General features: G+C 72.1%; 14 protein-coding genes. All 14 read left to right on the top strand.

Annotation, left to right across the window (positions count from 1 at the left end):
• Positions 1-3 precede the first annotated feature (3 nt).
• The 14 genes from ftsY (at position 4) to AB0C01_RS23520 (ending at position 18668) form a co-directional block, all read left to right on the top strand.
• Positions 4-1191 carry a signal recognition particle-docking protein FtsY gene (gene ftsY, locus AB0C01_RS23585; RefSeq protein ID WP_357250442.1) on the top strand — a complete coding sequence of 396 codons (1188 nt, stop codon included), beginning with the start codon at positions 4-6 and terminating at the stop codon, positions 1189-1191.
• Positions 1192-1197: 6 nt separating this feature from the next.
• Positions 1198-2061, top strand: a complete 864-nt coding sequence (locus tag AB0C01_RS23580) for an aminoglycoside phosphotransferase family protein (RefSeq protein ID WP_357250439.1) — start codon at positions 1198-1200, stop codon at positions 2059-2061.
• Positions 2062-2337: 276 nt separating this feature from the next.
• Positions 2338-3750, top strand: a complete 1413-nt coding sequence (locus AB0C01_RS23575) for an ammonium transporter (protein WP_357250435.1) — start codon at positions 2338-2340, stop codon at positions 3748-3750.
• 25 nt (positions 3751-3775) lie between these two features.
• Positions 3776-4114 (top strand): P-II family nitrogen regulator, encoded by a 339-nt coding sequence (locus AB0C01_RS23570; protein WP_172862163.1) that lies wholly within the window; start codon positions 3776-3778, stop codon positions 4112-4114.
• Between the two features lie 19 nt (positions 4115-4133).
• Positions 4134-6410 (top strand): [protein-PII] uridylyltransferase, encoded by a 2277-nt coding sequence (locus tag AB0C01_RS23565; protein ID WP_357250433.1) that lies wholly within the window; start codon positions 4134-4136, stop codon positions 6408-6410.
• 360 nt (positions 6411-6770) lie between these two features.
• Positions 6771-7919 carry a sensor histidine kinase gene (locus AB0C01_RS23560; protein ID WP_357572131.1) on the top strand — a complete coding sequence of 383 codons (1149 nt, stop codon included), beginning with the start codon at positions 6771-6773 and terminating at the stop codon, positions 7917-7919.
• Complete coding sequence (locus AB0C01_RS23555; protein ID WP_357572130.1) at positions 7916-8572, top strand: response regulator transcription factor; 657 nt, start codon at positions 7916-7918, stop codon at positions 8570-8572. Before AB0C01_RS23560 ends, AB0C01_RS23555 begins: the two co-directional genes overlap by 4 nt.
• Before the next feature lie 114 nt (positions 8573-8686).
• Entirely contained in the window at positions 8687-10246 is a 1560-nt protein-coding gene (gene ffh / locus AB0C01_RS23550; RefSeq protein ID WP_357250424.1) for a signal recognition particle protein, read from the top strand.
• A 77-nt stretch (positions 10247-10323) separates the two neighbouring features.
• Positions 10324-11403 carry an amidohydrolase family protein gene (locus tag AB0C01_RS23545; RefSeq protein ID WP_357250422.1) on the top strand — a complete coding sequence of 360 codons (1080 nt, stop codon included), beginning with the start codon at positions 10324-10326 and terminating at the stop codon, positions 11401-11403.
• Between the two features lie 410 nt (positions 11404-11813).
• Positions 11814-13220 carry a proline--tRNA ligase gene (proS, locus tag AB0C01_RS23540; RefSeq protein ID WP_357250419.1) on the top strand — a complete coding sequence of 469 codons (1407 nt, stop codon included), beginning with the start codon at positions 11814-11816 and terminating at the stop codon, positions 13218-13220.
• Positions 13221-13233: 13 nt separating this feature from the next.
• Complete coding sequence (locus tag AB0C01_RS23535; protein ID WP_357250416.1) at positions 13234-13881, top strand: DUF402 domain-containing protein; 648 nt, start codon at positions 13234-13236, stop codon at positions 13879-13881.
• Between the two features lie 102 nt (positions 13882-13983).
• On the top strand, positions 13984-14562 hold the full coding sequence (locus tag AB0C01_RS23530) for a hypothetical protein (protein ID WP_357572129.1): 579 nt from the start codon (positions 13984-13986) through the stop codon (positions 14560-14562).
• Between the two features lie 115 nt (positions 14563-14677).
• Positions 14678-18439: a PKD domain-containing protein gene (locus AB0C01_RS23525; protein ID WP_357572128.1), complete on the top strand. Its 3762-nt coding sequence runs from the start codon at positions 14678-14680 to the stop codon at positions 18437-18439.
• Positions 18432-18668, top strand: a complete 237-nt coding sequence (locus AB0C01_RS23520) for a hypothetical protein (RefSeq protein ID WP_357250408.1) — start codon at positions 18432-18434, stop codon at positions 18666-18668. The genes AB0C01_RS23525 and AB0C01_RS23520 overlap by 8 nt, the downstream gene beginning before the upstream one ends.
• Positions 18669-18700 lie beyond the last annotated feature (32 nt).

Raw genomic sequence — 18700 nt, 5'->3', positions numbered from 1 at the left:
GGCATGGCCGAATATCTCGTCCTCGCTCTGGTCCTGCTCGGTGTGCTGATCGCCGGCACAGTAGGGCTGGTCGTGCCGCGACTGCGGCGGCGGCCCGAGCCCCCGCTTCCCCGCACCGAGGTCGACACCCGGGCCGAGGAGGATCTCGCCGGCCCGCCGGTCGAGGCACCGGAGTCCGATCTGTCCACCGGCGTCCTGGTCGAGCCACCGCCGGTCATCGAGGCGCCCGCGCCGGTGGAGGTGCCCGAGCCGACCGCCGGACGGCTGGTGCGGCTCCGCTCGCGGCTGTCCCGCTCACAGAACGTCTTCGGCAAGGGCCTGCTCGGCCTGCTCGCCCGCGACCACCTCGACGAGGACGTCTGGGAGGAGATCGAGGACAGCCTGATCACCGCCGACGTCGGCGTCGACGCCACCCGCGACATCGTCGACCGGCTCCGTGAGCGCACCCGGGTGCTCGGCACCCGCTCGGCCTCCGAGCTGCGCGCGCTGCTCGCCGCCGAGTTGGTCAACGCGCTCGACCCGAGCCTGGACCGGTCGCTGCGGACCGCCCCGAAGGACGGCGTACCGGCCGTGGTCCTGGTCGTCGGCGTCAACGGCGCCGGAAAGACCACCACCTGCGGCAAGATCGCCCGGGTGCTGGTGGCCGACGGCCGGACCGTGCTGCTCGGCGCCGCGGACACCTTCCGGGCCGCCGCCGCCGACCAACTGGAGACCTGGGGCTCCCGGGTCGGCGCGGAGACCGTCCGTGGACCCGAGGCCGCCGACCCGGCAAGCGTCGCCTTCGACGCGGTCAAGCGCGGCATCGACACCGGCGTGGACACCGTGCTCATCGACACCGCCGGCCGCCTGCAGAACAAGGTCGGCCTGATGGACGAGCTGGGCAAGGTCAAGCGCGTGGTGGAGAAGCAGGGCCCGATCGACGAGACACTGCTCATCCTGGACGCCACGACCGGCCAGAACGGCCTGGAGCAGGCCCGGGTCTTCACCGACGTGGTGAACGTGACCGGGGTGGTGCTCACCAAGCTCGACGGGACCGCCAAGGGTGGCATCGTGATCGCCGTGCAGCGCAAGCTCGGCATCCCCGTGAAGCTGGTCGGCCTCGGCGAAGGCAAGGACGACCTGGCCCCGTTCGACCCCGCGCAGTTCGTCGACGCGTTGCTGGGGACCGAGGCCACCGGACGGGACGCGTAGTCTCGGGTGACCACCGACGATCGCGCGTACGCGGGCTGGCGCGAGCCCGGCCACCCCTCGCAGCGCCTCGGGAGACCGTACGTGACTTCGCAGGAGATCCCGCTGCACGGCGGCAACGTCAGCACCGTCGTCCGCGTCGGTGACACGGTCCGCCGCAACGCCGGGCCGTGGACACCGTCCGTGCACGCCCTGCTGCGCCACCTGGAGTACGTGGGCTTCACCGGTGCCCCCCGGGCGCTCGGGATGGACGAGCGCAACCGTGAGGTGCTGTCGTACCTGGAGGGGGAGTGCGGCGAATATCCGCTCGCCCCGCACTGGGTGACCGACGAGGCGCTGGTCACCGTCGCCACGATGCTGCGGATGTTCCACGACGCGCAGTACGGGTTCATCCCGCCGCCGCAGGCGGTCTGGCGTTCGTTCGGCCCGCCACCGCCGGACACCGAGGTGATCTGTCACCACGACGCCGCGCCGCACAACGTGATCTGGCGGCCGGACGGCACCCTCGGGCTGATCGACTTCGACCTCGCCTCACCGGGGGCGCGGATCTACGACGTGGCGTACGCGGCCTGGACCTGGGTGCCGATCTTCGCGGACCGGGACTCGATCACGCTGGGCTGGAAGCACCCGGACCGGCCGCGCCGGCTGCGGCTCTTCGCCGACGCGTACGGGTTGATCCCGCGCGACCGGCACCGGTTGATCCGGACCATCCGTAAACGGATCGTGGACCACGTCGAGGGGATCCGCCGGATGGCTGCCGCCGGCGAGCCGGCGTTCGTCCGGATCGTGCACAAGGGCCACCTGCGCCGGCCGATGCGGGATCTGCGGCTGCTCGACTACGAGCGGCACGCCCTGGAGAACGCCCTCCGCTGAGCGCGGACCGGTCGATGCTCGGCCGGTCCCGTCAAGCGGACCGGTCGATGCGCCTGGCCGGTCAGCCATCGACGTGCGCCGTCCGAACGATCCACCATTGTCCATGTCGATGACTGTGCGGACTTCGTGACACGTACGAAACAACCCGTCACGAACCGGAAACCCGCACGGGACCATGGGTGAAACAGCCGGCCGCGAAGCTTCCGCGCAACCGGCCTACGGGCGACGCTGCCCCGGAAAGCCGCGAAGGAGGACTTCACCTTTTAGGAGGCCAGCGTGCCTGAAGCACCGACGATCGACGGCGCCAATACCACGTGGCTGCTGGTTTCGACCGCGCTCGTGCTGCTCATGACCCCCGGATTGGCGCTGTTCTACGGCGGCCTCAACCGGGCCAAGGGCGTACTCAACATGATGATGATGAGCTTCTCTGCCATCGGGCTCATCTCTATTCTGTGGTGGTTCTACGGTTTCAGCGTCGCCTTCGGGACCGACGTGAACGGCTTCTGGGGTGACCCGGGCGCGTACCTCGGCACCAAGACCTTCCTCGCCGAGACCGACCTGTGGGGTGCCACGGCGGAGAACCCCAGCGGCATCGGCGTTCCGCTCTACGTGTTCATGGCCTTCCAGATGGTCTTCGCGGTGATCACCGTCGCGCTGATCAGTGGTGCCATCGCCGACCGGGCCAAGTTCGCCGGCTGGCTGCTGTTCGCCTTCGGGTGGGCCACCCTGGTCTACTTCCCGGTCGCGCACTGGGTGTGGGGCGGCGGCATCATCGGCGGTGACATCCACGCGCTGGACTTCGCCGGTGGCACCGCGGTGCACATCAACGCCGGTGCGGCGGCCCTGGCCGTGGCGCTGGTGCTCGGTAAGCGGCTCGGTTGGCCGCGCGAGGGCATGAAGCCGCACAACATCCCGCTTGTCGCGCTCGGTGCGGGTCTGCTGTGGTTCGGCTGGTTCGGGTTCAACGCCGGTTCGGAGTTGACCGTCGACTCGGTCGCCGGCCTCGCCTTCATCAACACCCAGCTCGCCACGGCGGCGGCGGTGCTCGGCTGGATCGCGGTCGAGTGGGTCAAGGACCGCAAGCCGACCATGGTCGGTGCCTCGTCCGGCGCCGTCGCCGGTCTGGTCGCCATCACCCCGGCCTGTGGCTTCGTCGCCCCGTGGGCGTCCGTCCTGCTCGGCATCGTCGCCGGGGTCGTGTGTGCGCTCGCCGTCAGCCTCAAGTACAAGCTCGGCTACGACGACTCCCTCGACGTGGTCGGCGTGCACTTCGTCGGTGGTTGGATCGGCTCGCTCTGGCTGGGTCTCTTCGCCACCAACTCGGTGAACGCCGCGATCACCGACGTGGTGGGCGCCTCCGACGGCCTCTTCTACGGCGGCGGCGTCACCCAGCTCGGGCGGCAGGCCCTCGCCGGCCTGATCGTCACCGCCTGGTCGTTCGCCATCGCCTGGGTGCTCGCCTTCGTCATCGAGAAGACGATCGGGTTCCGGGTGAAGGCCGAAGCCGAGGTCGAGGGCATCGACATCGGCGAGCACGCCGAGAGCAGCTACGACCTGTCCCCGGCCGGTGGCGGCACGGGCAGCGCGTTCGCGATGGCCGGCATCGGCACCCCCGGTGGCGGCACGACGAGTGGCGCCAAGCCGGAGGCGGAGCCCGCCGAGCCGGTAAGCGAAAAGGTCGCCGGTTAACGTTCCTGGGATGGAGGGGTTGGACATGAAGCTGGTGACCGCGGTCATCAAGCCGTACCAGCTGGACGCGGTGAAGGAGGCCCTGCACGCCCTCGGGGTGGCCGGGCTGACCGTCAGCGAGGTTCAGGGGTACGGGCGGCAGAAGGGGCACACCGAGGTCTACCGGGGTGCCGAGTACACGGTCGAGTTCCTGCCCAAGATCCGGGTAGAGGTGCTCACCGACGAGATCGACGTGGACAAGGTGGTGGACGCCATCGTCGGCGCGGCCCGCACGGGCAAGATCGGTGACGGCAAGGTCTGGGTCACCGGTGTCGAAGAGGTCGTCCGGGTGCGTACCGGCGAACGCGGCCTCGACGCACTCTGATCTGGAGACCACGACCGACATGACCTCGTTGATCAAGAAGGACGCGTCAGGCAACACCGGTGACGGTGGCGCGAACCCCTTGATCAACGAGGTCGTCGGCGTTCCCGGGGGGATCGGCGAGGCCGCCCGGCTGGCCCGGGCGGCCTCGTACGACACCTATCTGCGCGGCTTGCTGCCGGCGCAGGACGGAGTGGCACTGCTGGCGGTCGGGGGGCTGGGCCGGCGCCAGTGCGCCCCGTACAGCGACCTCGACCTGGTGTTGCTGCACGCCGGGGTACCCGGCACGAACGAGTTGGCGGCCTCGATCTGGTACCCGATCTGGGACGCGGGTCTGCGCCTGGACCATTCGGTACGCACCGTCGCCGAGGCGCTCTCGGTCGCCCAGGACGACGTCAAGGTCGCCCTCGGGCTGCTCGACGCCCGCCTGGTGGTGGGTGACCAGACGCTGGCCGACGCGCTGAGCCGCACCGCCGCCGATCATTGGCGGCGCACCGCCGTACGGCACCTGCCCGGCCTGCGGGAGGTCACCACCGCGCGCTGGCAGGCCCACGGCGAGCTGGCGTTCCTGCTGGAGGGCGACCTCAAGGAGGCCGCCGGGGGCCTGCGCGACGTGGGGCTGCTGCGGGCGATCTCCGCCGCCGGCATCACCGACGCGCTACGTCCCGCCGTGCGTGCCGCCCACCTTCGCCTGCTGGACACCCGGGACGCCCTGCACCAGCAGGTCGGCCGCCGGGTCGACCGGTTGGTCGCCCAGGAACGCGACGGGGTGGCCGCCCTGCTCGGTCTGGACGACGGCGACGCCCTCCTGCGCCGGGTCGCCGGTGACGCCCGCACGGTCAGCCACGCTCTGGATGACGCGTTCCGCGCCGCCGACCGGTTGCGCTCCGACCGGTCCCGAGGCGGCAACGGCCGCTCGGCGCGTCGACCGGTGGCACGTGACGTGGTCGAGCACGACGGCGAGCTGGTGCTGGCCCGGACGGCGATCGGCGCACGCCCCGACCCGAGCCTCTCGTTGCGGGTGGCCGCCGCGGCGGCCACGACCCGCCTGCCGATCGCACGGGCCACCTGCGAGTGGCTGGCGGCGTACTGCCCGCCGCTGCCCGCGCCCTGGCCGGCCGAGGCCCGGGCCGCGCTGACCACCCTGCTCGGCGCCGGTCCCGGCCTGGTGCCCGCCTGGGAGACCTGCGACCGGTACGGCCTGGTCGACGGCTGGCTGCCCGAGTGGACCCGACTGCGCAGCCTGCCCCAGCACAACCCGGTGCACCGTTACACCCTCGACCGGCACCTCGTGCAGGCCGCGCACGAGGCCAGCCGGCACGCCCGCGACGTGGAGCGCCCCGACCTGCTGCTCCTCGGTGCTCTCCTGCACGACATCGGCAAGGGCCTTCCCGGCGACCACAGCACCGTCGGGGTGCCACTGGCCCAGGCGGTGGCGACCCGGATCGGTCTGCCCCCCAGCGAGGTGGAGCTGATCGGCACGCTGGTCCGTCTGCACCTGCTGCTGCCCGACGTGGCCACCCGCCGGGACCTGTCCGACCCGGTCACCATCGCCTCGGTGGCCGAGGCGGTCGGTAACACCGGCACCCTCGACCTGCTGCACGCACTGGTCCGGGCCGACGCGGCGGCGACCGGGCCGGCGGCCTGGTCGGACTGGAAGGGTCGACTCGTCGCCGAGCTGGTCGCCCGGGTCCGCACCGCACTCGACACCGGCGTACTGCCCGAGCCGCCGGCACCCGATCCGGCGCTGCTGGCCGGGCCACTGCCGGTCGTCCACCTGACCGGGGACCGGGTGTCGGTCGCCGCGGCCGACCGGCGGGGCCTGCTCGCCACGGTTGCCGGCTGCCTGGCCCTGCACCGGCTGGAAGTGATCTCCGCGGACGCGTCAGTGGTCGACGGCCGGGCTCTGGTCGAGTGCCGGGTGCAGCCCCGCTACGGCCTGGCGCCGGACCCGGTGCCGCTCCGTGCCGACCTGCGCCGGGCGGTCGGCGGTGACGTGTCGGTCACCCAGCGACTGCGCGGCCGTGCGCTCGCCGCCCGGGGCAGCGGCGCCGCTCCCCGCGTTGTCTGGCACCGCGAGGCGGCCACCGACGCCGTGCTGCTGGAACTCCGCGCGGCCGACGCGGCCGGCCTGCTCTACCGGGTCACCTGCGCGCTCGACGAGGCGGGTGCCCTGGTCCGCGCGGCACGCATCTCCACTCTCGGCGCCGACGTGGTGGACGCCTTCTACCTGGTCGGCGGTTGGCCGGACGACGAAGCCCGAGCGACCCTGGAGGCCGCGGTCCTCGCCGCCGTCTGATCCCACCGTCGCCGCGGCGCTGCGGTTGCGGTCCGCTGCGGCTCGTACCGCTTCGGTCCCGTCCGGTCGCTGTTCTTCGGAAGCTCCGACGGCGTGCTGCGCAGTCCGCTTGGCCGGAGCCTGCGCCAACCCTCTCCACACGAGCGTGATGACTGTGCGGCATCTTGATGCCGCACAGTCATCACGCTCGTGGCGGTATCCGCCTCCGACTGCGCGGTCTCGGAGCCTCGCAACTCCCCATCGCCAGGGTGAGCGCCGCGTGGTCCGGCGGTGAGGGCAAGCGGGTACGTCCGGGGGCGTAGGGACGGTGCCGCTCGTGGACGCACGTCGGGAGGGCTTGGCGCGGGCAGAATGACGGCCATGCGGTGGGACGGGCAGTGGGGGCGACAGGCGGCGGATGCCGTGCTCGCCCTGGGGTTGCTCGGCTTCGGGCAACTCGCCACCGATCTCGCCGGGGACAACCAGCCCGGGTCGAGGCCGGTGGACGGGGTCTGCCGGGTGCTGATCGCGCTCGCCACGCTCGCCCTGCTGGCCCGTCGGCGCACCCCGGTCACCACCCTCGCCCTGGTCACCGCGGCCACCGCGACGTACCTGGTGCTCGGCTACCCGTACGGACCGATCCTGCTCGCCTTCCTGGTCGCGGTGTACACGGTGGCGGTGCGGCTGCCGGTGCGTCCGGCGGCGCTCGCCGCCGGAGGCGCGTTCGTGGTGCTGCTGACGCACGTCTTCTGGTCCCGGGGTCCGGCCCCGGGCTGGACCGGAGTGCTCCCGGCGTCGGCCTGGGTGGCCGTACCGTTCGCGGTGGGGGTCGTGGTGCGGGTCAACCGTGAGGTGGCGGCGCGCGGCCGGGCCGAGGAGGCCCGCGGTCGCGCCGAGGAGGCCCGGCGGCGGGCCGACGAGGAGCGGTTGCGGATCGCGCAGGAGGTGCACGACGTGGTGGGGCACGGACTGGCCGCGATCAGCATGCAGGCGGAGATCGCCCTGCATCTGCTGCCGAAACGACCCGAGCAGGCCGAGACCGCGCTGACCGCGATCAGCCGGACCAGCCGCGAGGCGCTGGACGAGCTCCGGGTCACGCTGGGCGCGGTGCGGCAGGGGGCAGAGCGCGAGCCGGTACCCGGCCTGGCCCGACTGCCGGCACTACGCGACCGGCTCGCCGGCGCCGGGCTCGCCGTCGACGTACGCGTCGTCGGTGCCCCCCGGGAGCTGCCGGCCGCGCTGGACCTGGCCGCGTACCGGGTGGTGCAGGAGGCGTTGACCAACGTGCTGCGCCATGCGGGGGTGGCGAGTGCGGAGGTGACGGTGGACTACCGCGCCGACGAGGTGACCGTCGAGGTCACCGACCGGGGGATGGGTGCCGGGGCAGCGCCGGCCGCCGACGAGCGCGGGCACGGTCTGGCCGGGATGCGGGAGCGGGTCGCGGCGCTGGGCGGGTGGTTGACCACCGGGCCGCACCCCGGTGGCGGCTTCCGGGTGTACGCCCGGCTGCCCGCGGAGCCGACCCCGTGATCCGGGTGCTGATCGCCGACGACCAGGACCTGGTCCGGCTCGGTCTCCGCGCGCTCGTGGAGAGCGAGGACGACCTGGCGCTGGCCGGCGAGGCGGCCGACGGGCTGCGGGCGGTCGAGCTGGCGCGCCGGGAGCGACCGGACGTGGTGCTGATGGACATCCGGATGCCCGGTATCGACGGCATCGAGGCGACCCGGCGAATCGTCGCGGACCCCGAACTGACAGGTACGCGGGTGGTGGTGCTGACCACCTTCGAGCTGGACGAATACGTCTTCGACGCGCTGCGGCACGGCGCGAGCGGGTTCCTCACCAAGGACACCCGGCCGGCCGAGCTGCTGCGCGCGATCCGGCTGGTCGCCGAGGGGGAGGCGCTGCTCTCGCCGTCGGTGACCCGCCGGGTGGTGCGGGAGTTCGCCACCCGACCGTCCCGGGTGCCGCGCCCGCACCCTCGACTGGACACGCTCACCGACCGGGAGCGCCAGGTGGTCGGCCTGGTCGGTGAGGGATTGAACAACGAGGAGATCGCCGCCCGGCTGGTGGTCAGTCCGGCGACCGCGCGGACCCACGTCAGCCGGGCGATGGGCAAGCTGGGAGCCCGGGACCGGGCCCAGCTCGTCGTGTTCGCGTACCAGTCGGGGTTGGTGTCGGGGTGAGGCCCGGGCCGGGCGACAGCGGCCTTGCGGTGGGGCGGCTACCCTAGCGGTGGCCGGACTCCGCAGTGCCGGCCGCGTTGTGCCCGCCGGAACACTGACAAACGGGATGTTCGCGTGTTTGACACCTTGAGTGACCGCCTGTCCGGGATCTTCACCAAGCTCCGCGGCAAGGGACGGCTCACCGACGCCGACATCGACGCCACCGCGCGCGAGATCCGCCTCGCGCTGCTGGAGGCGGACGTCGCGCTGCCGGTGGTCAAGGGCTTCATCGCGGCCGTCAAGGAGCGGGCGCGCAGCTCCGAGGTCTCCCAGGCGCTCAACCCGGCCCAGCAGATCATCAAGATCGTCAACGAAGAGCTGATCACCGTGCTCGGCGGCGAGGGCCGGCGGCTCCAGTTCGCCAAGCAGCCGCCGACCGTGATCATGCTGGCCGGCCTCCAGGGTTCCGGTAAGACGACCCTGGCCGGCAAGCTGGCCCGCTGGCTCAAGGGCCAGGGACACCAGCCGCTGCTCGTCGCCGCCGACCTCCAGCGCCCCAACGCCGTCGGGCAGCTCCAGGTGCTCGGTGGCCGGGCCGGCGTCGAGGTGTACGCCCCGGAGCCAGGCAACGGCACCGGTGACCCGGTGCAGGTGGCGCGCGCGTCGATCGAGCACGCGAAGCGCGCGGCCCGCGACATCGTCATCGTCGACACCGCCGGCCGGCTCGGCATCGACGCCGAGATGATGCAGCAGGCGGCCGACATCCGCGACGCCGTCTCGCCGGACGAGGTCATCTTCGTCATCGACGCGATGGTCGGTCAGGACGCCGTCCGTACCGCCGAGGCGTTCCGCGACGGCGTCGGCATCACCGGTGTGGTGCTCTCGAAGCTCGACGGCGACGCCCGTGGTGGCGCCGCCCTGTCGGTGCGCGAAGTGACCGGGCAACCGATCCTGTTCGCGTCCACCGGCGAGAAGTTGGAGGACTTCGACGTCTTCCACCCCGACCGGATGGCCAGCCGGATCCTCGGCATGGGCGACGTCCTCACTCTGATCGAGCAGGCCGAGCAGGCCTTCGACTCGGATCAGAAGGAGAAGATGACCGCCAAGCTGATGGGCGGCGAGCAGTTCACCCTGGACGACTTCCTCGACCAGCTCATCGCGGTGCGGCGGATGGGTCCGATCGCGAACGTGCTGGCCATGATGCCGGGCATGGGGCAGATGAAGGACCAGCTCGCCGAGCTGGACGACAGCCACTTCGACCGGGTCACCGCGATCATCCGGTCGATGACGCCGGGCGAGCGCACCAACCCGAAGATCATCAACGGTTCCCGCCGGGCGCGCATCGCCAACGGCTCCGGGGTCACCGTAATGGACGTCAACCAGCTGCTCAACCGCTTCGCCGACGCGCAGAAGATGATGAAGCAGATGGGCGGCATGATGGGCCTGCCCGGTGGTGGCCGCCGCAAGGCGACCAAGTCCCCGAAGAACAAGCGCAAGGGCACCAAGGGCGGCGGTCGTCCGCGTACCGGGGCCGGTGCCGGCCTCCCGGGCGGTTTCCCGGGTGGCATGCCGCAGCTCCCGCCGGGGATGGACCCGAACGACCTCGCCGGTGGCCAGGGCCTTCCCCCCGGCTTCAAGCTTCCGAAGATCGACTTCAACAAGCTCGGCAAGGGCGGCGACAAGGGCCCGCGCTGACGCGTCTCGGTGACGGCAGGCGACGGAAGAACGACCTGCTCGCCCCCGACGGGGAGTGATCGGGTAGGACTGTGCGCATGGCTCTTCACGTGCGCGGCGTACTGCTCCCCGACGACGAGGTCCGGGATCTCTGGCTGGTCGGCGACCGGGTGACCTTCACCCCGGTGCCCGGCGCGGAGACCGTCGTGGACGGCGGGTTCGTCCTGCCGGGGCTTGTCGACGCGCACTGCCACATCGGCATTGCCCGCGGTGGCGCCCCGATCACCTCGCTCGACCAGGCCCGCGAGCTGGCCCACGTCGACCGGGACGCCGGTGTGCTGGCGATCCGCGACGCCGGCTCGCCGTACCCGTACCCCGAACTCGACGACGAGCCCGACCTGCCGCGGCTGGCTCGCGCGGGCCGGCATGTCGCCCCGCCGAAGCGCTACCTGCGCGACATCGGCGTGGAGGTCGACGCGACCGAGGTGGCCGCCACGGTGGCCGCGCAGGCGAAGGCCGGCAACGGCTGGATCAAGCTGGTCGGCGACTGGATCGACCGGGGCGTGGGTGACCTGGCGCCGGCCTGGGACGCGGACACCCTCACCGCCGCCGTGCGGGCCGCGCACGACGCCGGGGTACGCGCCGCGGTGCACACCTTCTCCGAGTCGGCCGTCGAGATCATGGTGCGTGCCGGGGTGGACTCGGTGGAGCACGGCACCGGCCTCAGCCTCGACCTGATCGACGAGATGGCCCGACAGGGCACCGCGCTGATCCCCACAATGATCAACATTGCCACCTTCGGCGGCATCGCCGAGCAGGCGCGGGGCAAGTTCCCCGGGTACGCCGACCACATGCTCGCGCTGCGCGACGGGTTCCCCGAGGTGGTACGCGCCGCGTACGAGGCGGGCGTGCCGATCTACGTGGGTACCGACGCCGGCGGCGGCATCGACCACGGGCTGGCCGCCGAGGAGATGATGCTGCTGCACGAACGAGCCGGCATGGCGCCGATCGACGTGCTGGCCGCCGCCTCCTGGGCCGCCCGGGAGTGGCTCGGCTTCCCCGGCCTGGTCGAGGGTGGCCTCGCCGACCTGACCGTCTACCCCGAGGACCCCCGCCGCGACCTACGGGTGGTCCGCGCCCCGTCCCGCACGATCCTGCGCGGCCGAGTGTTGCGCTGATCCGGCGCCCGCGCCCCGCGCTCCCGTGGCTCGCCGCCTGGGGCGTGTCGCCCCGCATGATCGTGCTCGATCCTGGATCTAGTGGTGTCCGACAACGTCGAGGCCACTACATCCTGGATCGAGCACGATCATGGAGGGGCGAGCGAGCTGGCGAGCGGCGGCGGGCGGGCGGAAGGTGGTGGCCTCGGCGGGCGGCGGCCTACGGCAGTAGCTCGTCCGAGCGGCCGGCCCGCACCGCGTGGCCCGGCCCGCACCGCGTGGCCCGGCCCAGGACGCGTGGCCCGCCCCCGGCGCATGACCCGTCCGGCGCGGTGCGGGTTCGTCTGGGCGACCCCTTCGGCGTGGGCAAGAGGGGGTGGGACGCCTCCCGGGCGCGGTGGCGTCCCGCCTGGCGCATAGGATGTGCGGTCATGGCACGCGTGCTCACTCCCCGTGCGGAGGATTTCCCCCGCTGGTACCAGGACCTGATCGCCAAGGCGAAGCTGGCCGACAACGGCCCGGTTCGCGGCACCATGGTCATCCGACCGGCCGGCTACGCCATCTGGGAGCGCATGCAGCTCGAGATGGACGCCCGGATCAAGGCGGCGGGTGCGGAGAACGCGTACTTCCCGCTGTTCATCCCGGAGAGCTACCTCAAGCGGGAGGCGCAGCACGTCGAGGGCTTCTCGCCGGAGCTGGCGGTCGTCACCCACGGTGGTGGCAAGCCGCTCGCCGAGCCGGTGGTGGTGCGTCCGACCAGCGAGACGGTCATCGGCGAGTTCATGGCCAAGTGGATCGACTCGTACCGGGACCTGCCGCTGCTGCTCAACCAGTGGGCGAACGTGGTCCGGTGGGAGCTGCGTCCGCGGATCTTCCTGCGGACCAGTGAGTTCCTCTGGCAGGAGGGGCACACCGCGCACGCCACCCGCGAGGACGCCCGGGCGTACGCGCGGCGGATCCTGCACGAGGCGTACGAGGATCTGATGGTCAACGTGATCGGCATTCCGGTCGTGGTGGGCCTGAAGACGACGCGCGAGCGGTTCGCCGGCGCGACGGCCACGTACACCTGCGAAGGCATGATGGGCGACGGCAAGGCGCTCCAGTTGGGCACCAGCCACGAGCTGGGCCAGAACTTCGCCAAGGCGTTCGACATCAGCTACTCCTCCAAGGAGGGTGGCCGGGAACACGCCTGGACCACCTCCTGGGGCACGTCCACGCGGATGCTCGGCGGCCTGATCATGGCGCACGGCGACGACAACGGTCTGCGCGTGCCGCCGAGGTTGGCCCCGATCCAGGCGTACGTCATGATCGTCAAGGACGGCGAGGGCGTCGCGGAGGCGGCGGCCAAGCTGCGCGACGGCCTGCGCGACGCCGGTGTCCGGGTCGCGCTCGACGACCGGACCGACACCCCGTTCGGCCGCCGGGCCGTCGACGCCGAGCTGCGTGGTTATCCGGTACGCGTCGAGGTCGGCCCCCGTGACCTGGCCGCCGGCAACGCGGTGGTGGTGCGTCGTACGGACGGCTCGAAGTCCCCGACGCCGGTGGCGGACGTGGTCGCCGCGGTGCTGGCCGCGCTGGAGACCGACCAGCAGGTGCTGCACGACCAGGCTCTGGCCAACCGCGAGTCGCGCACGGTGGAGGTGGCGACGCTGGCCGAGGCGATCGAGGCCGCCGCGACCGGCTGGGCCCGGGTGCCGTGGTCGGCGGTCGGCGTGGCCGGCGAGGCCGAGGCGAACGGGCAGGGCGTCACGGTGCGCTGCCTGCTGCGCGCCGACGGTTCGGTGCCGGACTCGGAGGACGAGCCCGACCTGGTCGCCATCCTCGCCCGCGCCTACTGAGCGTAGGAAGGCAGTGCGCTTCGCGCCGGGTCGGCTGATCATGCACCGCAACGTGCGGCACGGTCGGATCGGATGGGTCCGACCGGGCCGCGTGGTCAGCGACGACGAGCGTGGTCTGCTGGTGTGGATCGCCCGGGACTCGCCGGTGGCCCACGAGGTGACCGAGGCGGGGCTGGGGATGCGGGCGATGCCGTTCGCCCAGTGGGTCTCGTCGTCGTACCGATTGGCGCACGGCCGCTGGAACGGGCCGCCGCTGCTGAAGTTCCTGCCCACCGGGGCGGCGCACTCCGTCTGGTGGTTCCGCGACGCGCAGGGGCACTTCCTGAACTGGTACGTCAACCTGGAGGAGCCGGGCGTCCGCTGGGACGACGGCACGGTGGCCGGTGTGGACGTGGTGGACCAGGACCTGGACGTGGTCGTCCACCCGGACCTCAGTTGGCAGTGGAAGGACGAGGACGAGTTCGTCGAGCGGCTTGCCTTCGGTGCCGACTACTGGGTGACCGACGAGAAGGCGGTCCGTGCCGAGGGGGAGCGGGTGATCGCGCTCGCCGAGACCGGCGCGTTCCCGTTCGACGGCACCTGGTGTGACTATGCCCCGCCGTCGGGCTGGGGCGTACCGGACGGGTTGCCCGCCGGCTGGGATCGTCCACCAGTTCGTTGACCTGCCGCGATTACTCTGTGTCGTCCTGCGGACATCGGGCGTGCGTGCGCGGCTGGGCGGCCTAGGGTTCAGGCAACGTCACCACCAGTTATGGGAGGCCCGATGGCCGACCAGATCAACACCTTCGCTGACCTACAGGCCCGCGCCGGCGTGATCCTCGCCAGGCTGAGTGCCGCTCCCGCCGTCGCGATCGCGGCAGCCACGAATCCGTTGCTGGCTGTCGAACACCTCGGCTACGAGTTCAACCCCGACACCCGTACCGGCATCGGCGACCGCATCCGACTCGGACCGTCCGCCGCAGAGAAGCTCGCCGAGCTGCGTACCGCGATCGCCCGGCTGGTCGATCGCCAGGTCGACCCCGACGATGGCCGCGCCGTCCGCCGGCTCCTGACCGACCTGGGCGTGCTCCCGTGCCCCGACGGTACTGACCCGGACACCGACCCGCCACGCTGGCAGCCCGGCGGCGCCGGCCCCGACCCGCTGGAACCGCTCCGGGACCGGCACCCGGTGCTGGAACCGCTGCTGGAGTACCGGCGGATCTCCGCCCGCCGGCCGAGGTTCGCGCCCCCGCACGCCTTCGCCGCGATCCTCAGCGGTGCGGTGACCACGCCGTTGACCGCCGTGCGTGGCCGGCTCCAGTCGCCAGCGCCGGATCCGGAACCCGACACCCACCCCCGCTGACCAACGGGCGGCCCGTCGCTCGGCGACGGCCCCGAGCAGTTCCTGACGTCCGGCCCGGCATCCGGCCGTCCACACACCCTCCGGCCTCCACCACACCGGCCCCGAAGGGGGACCAATGGCCGACACCCATGGCTTCGAGGTCGTCATCGAGGCGACCCCACCCGTACTCCGCAAGGCTCTCCAGGGTGCCTGGAAGTCGGCCGAGTGCGGCGACACCAGCACCGACGAGGGACGTATCCCGCAGTACCTGCCGGTCCCCGCCGGCCTCGGCATCGGGGGGTTCACCACGGCCGGCGGCCAGGTGGAGATCCCCCGGGACCAGCTCGACGCCACTCCACGACCCGACATCGACGGGTGCGACCTCACCTTCGGCCTGGTCATCCAGGTGATCGTCGCCGACCCGCCGGTGCCATCCGCGCAACTGCTGGACCTCACCGCCACCGCGCATGCCGTTGCGCCGATCGGGGTGCTGCCCGGTTCGAAGAACGTGGGGCTGCGTTTCGACGGCCTGCCCCGCAGTGCGGTCACCGCGACCCTGACCAGCGGCGACCCTCTCGCCCCGAAGCTCGTCCAGATCCTCGGCGAGTACGTCCACTTCGCCTACGAGAACGGCGGCCTCGGGGGCGTGCTGCACCCCGGTATCCCGGCGATCCCGCACGAGCAGGACGACACCGGGCTGGTGTTGGGCCTGGGCGTCGGCAGTTACACCCTCGACACCCACCTGGAGATCTACGACGACCAGGCCGACCCGGCCCACCGGATCGACGTCAGTCAGCCCGATCCGGGGCATGTCCTCATCAGCATGCCGATCTACCTGCGGATGTTCCACATCGTGGGTGGTGGCGCGGCGCCTTCGCTGGCCGACCCGATGGCTGTGGAAACCCGGCTCGCCATCACGGTGCCGTTGGAGACCCCGCCGGGGGCGTACACGTTGCGGTTCGACACGGCGACCGTGGTCGCGGGACCGATCAGCCCGGCGCCCGGCATCGAGGGCACCCATTTCACCACCAACAACGCCACCCTCTTCGGGTTCCTCGACAACGCGCTGCAAGCCCAGCTCAACCAGCAGGGGGCGGCGCTGGTGCACGGCTTCGGGGCGCAGAGCATCGTGGTGCCGACCGTGGCGCAGATCGAGACGGCCATCGGCGACCTGCTCTTCGACAACCTGGCCGGGCGGGGCTTCCTGGCACTGTGGACGCCGGAGGTCGGGGGCGAGGTGTTCGAGGCCGACAACGTCGCCACCCGGGTCTTCGCCGATCTGCTGGTGATCGCGATCAACGCCGGCGAGGGCGCCGACATCGGGGCGATGACCAACGTCGTACCGGCCGGTCGGGACTTCGCCATCCTGCTCGACGGGACGATCGTGCAGGAGAACATCGACTCCGCCCGGGTCACCAACGGTTGGGCGGACAGCGACCTGCCGCGCCGCGTCGACCAGGGCGACGACAAGGCGGACGTCCGTGAGTTGGACGTCGTCCTGCGCGACGGGTCGATCCGGATGACCGGAGAGCTGACCGTCATCGACGCGATCCTCGGCAGCATCGACGTCGATGCCAGCTTCCGGGCGGACGTGGGACTGCACTGGACCCCGAGCGGCGACCTCGATCCCGACGGTGTCCAGCGAATGGACAACCACCTGATCGGCGAGCCGGACGTCGACCCCGAGGAGTCGGTCCTGTTCTGGGTCATCGCCATCATCTTGGCGATCATCAGCTTCGGCGCCGGCAGCATCCTGATCGGGATCATCATCATCGTGGTCGCCGCGGTGATCACGGCCGTGGTCAACAACATCGGCGGGGCGCGCCTCGTCGACCCGATCACCGGAGCGGTCAGCGGCATCACCGGCTGGCCGCCCGAGTTGGCCCGCATCGGGCGGGTCCGGGCGGTCTTCTTCGACCCGGTCGTGATCAGCGCCGACGGGATCCTCCTCGGCGGTGACCTGGAGGTGCTCAGCTCCTGCGAGAGCACCGAGGTGCTCGCCGCGCGCAGCAGCGGGCCGTACACCGGGACGGCCCAGTCGGCCCTGCTGTTGGCCGCGGGGCACACCAGCGTCGCGGCCGGCTACACCTGGCTGACCGGCGACGGCGCGGCACCGGCCGCCACCGCGGACGTCAACCACGTCTACACGGCCAGCGGCACCTACCTGGCGGCGCACTCGTTGACGATCAACCAGCCCGGCGGCGCCACCAGCCGCCACTTCGCGCTGGTGTACGTCGCCAACGTGCCGCCCACGGTCGACGCCGGCCCGGACCTCACCGTCGACGAGGGTGAGGTGGTGACGCTCGTGGGGCGGTTCAGCGACGTCGAGTACGCCGACACCCACGAGACCACCTGGAACTTCGGCGACGCCCAACCCACCGAGCCGGGAACGGTCGTGGAGACCAACACCCCACCCCGGGCCGAGGGCACCAGCACGGTCCGGCACGCCTGGTGCGACAACGGTGTGTACGAGGTGACCCTGCGGGTCCGGGACCAGAACGGCGGCATGGCGACCGACACCCGGACCGTGACGGTGCGCAACGTCCCGCCCGTGGTCGACGCCGGCCCCGATCTGTTCACCTACCCCTGCACCGTCCTGACCCTCACCGCCCGGTTCACCGATCCCGGCTGGTGCGACACGCACACCGCGGTCTGGGATTTCGGCGACTGCACCCCGCCGCTGCCAGCCGTGATCGACGAGACGCACGAGCCGCCGGCCGGCCGGGGGACCGCCGTCGTGTCCCACCGTTACCCGGACTGCGGAACGTTCCTGGCCCGGTGCACGGTGACCGACGACGACGGCGGGACAGGCGTCGACGAGGTGGTGGTCCGGGCCGTCGACGTGGTCAACCGGCACTTCGAGGACGGGTTCGCCCAGCGCACCACCGGACAGGTCGCCAACGGCTGGGAGCCGTACGCGCTGGCCGGCTCGGCGGCCGGCGGCACCGGCCAGCACGCCGCGAGCAACTTCGTGGTGCACGGTGGTCGCCGGGCACAGGGGCTGGTGCCCGGGCCGCAGCAGCGGATCGGCGTCCGGCAGCAGATCGGGGCCAACCCGGGCTGGGCCTACCAGCTCACCGCCTGGTACGACCTCGACCAGGCCGACCCCTCGACGGCGCGACTCGGCGTCGATCCCACCGGCGGCACCGACCCGACCTCCGCCGCCGTCGTCTGGAGCGACGGCACGAGCGCCCAGCGGTGGAGCCCGCTGACGGTACGCGTCACCGCCCAGGCTGCCGCGCTGACCGTCTTCCTGGAGGCGGCGGCCGACGGGCGTGAACCCCGGAGGGGCGGTGGGCGGGTGTGGTTCGACGACGTGGACCTGCTGGCCGTGCAGCCGTACTGCCCGGCAGAGCCGCCGCCGCCCCGGCCGCGCGACTGCCTCGACTTCGCCGGCCGTCAGCCCGGTACGCAGTTCCCGGCGGAGTGGACGGACCACGAGTTCCTCATCCGTTCCGTGGACGGCGTCGGCCGGGTGGTCGTCGCGGTCGGGCCGCCCACCGGAGGTGCGGCCCTGCAACTCGGCGCCGGCGTCCAGGTCGAACTGACCCACCCGGCGGACCGGGTCATCGTCACCCTGGTCAACCAGGGCGGCAAACCGGTCGAGCTGACCGCGCTCGACGACGACGGTGCGTCACTCGACCGCGTCGACGTGCCGGCGAACTCACCACCGGGTGCGGCGACGGTGACTCTCAACGGTCCCGGCATCGTCTCCGTCCGGATCGTCGGGCGGTCGGCGGAAGGGCTGCTGGTCCGGCTCTGCGCCGAGTACGGCGACGACACCGGGCCGGACGACGAACACGGCGACCCCACGTCGCACCCGGTTCCGATCGACCCCGGTGCCACCGGCCCGACGCGCCGATCCGACCCGCCGTTTCGTGGTGGTTGCTGTGGCTGAGCCTGGCTCGCTCGACGCCGTCCGTGCCGTGCTGGCCGCGCACCGAGCCGACCTCACCCGGCGGTTCGCCGCCGTCGGCACCGGCATCGGCCGACCCGACCCGGCGGGCCCGTACGTCATCACCGTCTACGTCACCGACCCCGGGTTGGTGGCCGTCACCAGCGAGCGCGTCGACGGTGTCGCGCTGCGCTTCGTGCTCACCGGGCCGTTCGAGGCCCGCCGAACCTGATCCATCACCCCGTTCCACCGGCAGGAGGCGGC

It is taken from the genome of Micromonospora sp. NPDC048905, assembly GCF_040649655.1.
In the GTDB taxonomy this organism is placed as follows: Bacteria; Actinomycetota; Actinomycetes; order Mycobacteriales; family Micromonosporaceae; genus Micromonospora.
Note: the sequence above shows the minus strand (reverse complement) of the source record. Positions and strands in the feature narration are given on the sequence as shown.

Coding starts and splice junctions, on each gene's coding strand:
- AB0C01_RS23545 (WP_357250422.1), top strand. CDS start 10,324: ATGGCTCTTCACGTGCGCGGCGTACTGCTCCCCGACGACGAGGTCCGG.
- AB0C01_RS23565 (WP_357250433.1), top strand. CDS start 4,134: ATGACCTCGTTGATCAAGAAGGACGCGTCAGGCAACACCGGTGACGGT.
- proS (WP_357250419.1), top strand. CDS start 11,814: ATGGCACGCGTGCTCACTCCCCGTGCGGAGGATTTCCCCCGCTGGTAC.
- AB0C01_RS23530 (WP_357572129.1), top strand. CDS start 13,984: ATGGCCGACCAGATCAACACCTTCGCTGACCTACAGGCCCGCGCCGGC.
- ftsY (WP_357250442.1), top strand. CDS start 4: ATGGCCGAATATCTCGTCCTCGCTCTGGTCCTGCTCGGTGTGCTGATC.
- AB0C01_RS23560 (WP_357572131.1), top strand. CDS start 6,771: ATGCGGTGGGACGGGCAGTGGGGGCGACAGGCGGCGGATGCCGTGCTC.
- AB0C01_RS23525 (WP_357572128.1), top strand. CDS start 14,678: ATGGCCGACACCCATGGCTTCGAGGTCGTCATCGAGGCGACCCCACCC.
- AB0C01_RS23570 (WP_172862163.1), top strand. CDS start 3,776: ATGAAGCTGGTGACCGCGGTCATCAAGCCGTACCAGCTGGACGCGGTG.